We start from the raw sequence: 2,174 nt of genomic DNA on the forward strand, positions 1-2,174 counted from the left end.
ACGGGAGGCGGCCGAGGCCGCCGGGGCGCGGGTGCGGCTCGTCCTGGAGCCCACGCCGCGCGGGGTCAGCGAACTGCGCCGTACGCGGGCGGCGCTCGCGCTGCAGGGCTGCGCGGTCGAGGCCGTGGTCGCGAACCGGGTCCTGCCGGCGGGCTCGGAGGACGCCTGGTTCGCGACGCTGGCCGACGAGCAGCACCGCGTGGTCAAGGAGGTGGCCGCGGAACTGCGCGCCGCGGGCGGCACGTTCTGCGCGCTGCCGCACCTGGGCCCGGAGCCGCAGGGCGCGGTGGCCCTGGCGGCGCTGGCCGAGTCGGTGCCCCCGCCGGGTGATCGGCCGCAGGCCGCCGAGCCGGGGGACCCGGCGCAGGTGGACGACCTGCTGGCCGACGAGGGCGTGCTGCTGTACCGCCTGCCGCTGCCCGGCGCCGAACGGGGGGACCTCACCCTCGTACGCCGCGGCGACGAACTCCTGATCACCGCGGCCGGCCACCGCCGAGCCCTGCCGCTGCCGGCCGCACTCCGCCGCTGCACCATCACCCGCGCCGGCCTCCACGGCGCCGAACTCCACATCCGCTTCACCCCGGACCCGGAAGTCTGGCCCCACCCCACCTGACCCGCGCCCCGCGCCCGAACCCGGCCAGCACCCCGTGACAGCGCCCGGAGCCCTCCGGCCGCGCCGCACCCCCGGGGGGACTCCGTCCGGAACCTCGGCAGGGCTCCAGGCTGCCTCCGCCCTCCAGGCCGGCAGGCCACCCCGCACCCACCCGCCCACAACCCTCCGCACGGCAGTGAACGCGAAGTCCGCGGTCGGGTACCGTCGATGTATGAGTGATGCCATCGAGCGTCCTGAACCCGGTGCGGCCTCCACCGTCCCGGACCCGGACGCGTGGGCCCAGGCGTGTGCCGAGGACTTCGCTGCCGAGCAGGCCCGGCGGCGCGCGGTCTACGGGCCCGAGCCCGTCAGCGCCGCCGAGGAGCTGCGCCGCTTCTTCGACTCCCTCTCCGACAAGGTCTCCGAGCTTCGCGCCCCCGGGGCGACCGGCGGCACCGCCGCCGTCGCGCAGACCGCCGCGCAGCAGTTCGCGAAGCAGTTCCTCGCCTCCGTGAAGACCGTCGTCGAGCCCGTCGTGGAGCGCAATCCGCAGATCTTCGACCACCTCGCCTCCGCCGGCACGGAGATCGCCGCCGCCTACCGCGCCGCAGTTCAGCGGCAGGAGGCCGACTGGTCGCGGGAGGACGAACCCCCCAGCAGTCCCAAGCAGATCGACCTCGACTGACGGCCGGGCCCCGCGCCGCCTCCGGTAATGTGAGGAGGCGCAGCGGGGCTCGAACCGAATAACCGAGGGAGACATGGGACTCACCATCGGCGTCGACATCGGCGGCACCAAGATTGCGGCCGGTGTGGTCGACGAAGAGGGCTCGATCATCCGGACGAGCACGGTACCGACCCCGGGAACACCCGAAGGCGTCGTGGACGCCATCTGCACGGCGGTTCAAGACGTCACGACCGTAGCTCCCGCGGAGGCAGTGGGCATCGGCGCCGCCGGGTACGTGGACGACAAGCGCGCCACCGTGCTCTTCGCCCCGAACGTCAACTGGCGCCACGAGGCGCTCAAGGACAAGGTGGAACAGCGCATCGGCCTGCCCGTCGTCGTCGAGAACGACGCCAACGCCGCCGCCTGGGGCGAGTACCGCTTCGGCGCCGGCCAGGGCCACGACGACGTCGTCTGCATCACCCTGGGCACCGGCCTCGGCGGCGGCGTGATCATCGGCGGCCGGCTGCACCGCGGCCGCTTCGGCGTGGCCGCGGAGTTCGGCCATATCCGCGTCGTACCCGACGGGTTGCTGTGCGGCTGCGGCAGCCAGGGCTGCTGGGAGCAATACGCCTCCGGCCGCGCCCTCGTGCGGTACGCGCACCAGCGTGCCGCCGCCACCCCCGAGTCCGCCGAGATACTGCTCGCCCTCGGCGACGGCACGCCCGAGGGCGTCCAGGGGCGGCACGTCAGCGAGGCGGCCCGGCGGGGCGACCCGGTGGCGGTCGACTCGTTCCGGGAGCTGGCCCGTTGGGCGGGGGCGGGGCTCGCGGACCTGGCGTCGCTCTTCGACCCGTCGGCGTTCATCGTCGGCGGCGGCGTCTCGGACGAGGGCGACCTCGTCCTCGACCCGATCCGCAA

3 protein-coding genes are annotated in these 2,174 nt (G+C 74.8%); all 3 read left to right on the forward strand.

Features of this window, described 5'->3' with window-relative positions; genetic code table 11:
• Positions 1-613: ArsA family ATPase (locus tag H5J30_RS28780; protein WP_508470899.1), on the forward strand; the 613-nt coding region annotated here is incomplete at its 5' end.
• A 211-nt stretch (positions 614-824) separates the two neighbouring features.
• Entirely contained in the window at positions 825-1,277 is a 453-nt protein-coding gene (locus tag H5J30_RS28785) for a DUF5304 family protein (protein ID WP_181790207.1), read from the forward strand.
• A gap of 73 nt (positions 1,278-1,350) precedes the next feature.
• Positions 1,351-2,174 (forward strand): ROK family glucokinase (locus tag H5J30_RS28790; protein WP_181790208.1); only part of this gene is annotated, 824 nt, incomplete at its 3' end.

Origin of the sequence: Streptomyces phytophilus (assembly GCF_013870535.1) — a bacterium.
Lineage (GTDB): Bacteria > Actinomycetota > Actinomycetes > Streptomycetales > Streptomycetaceae > Streptomyces > Streptomyces phytophilus.

What these genes read in the sequence shown, in the direction of transcription:
- H5J30_RS28785 (WP_181790207.1), top strand. Translation starts at nt 825, where the DNA reads ATGAGTGATGCCATCGAGCGTCCTGAACCCGGTGCGGCCTCCACCGTC.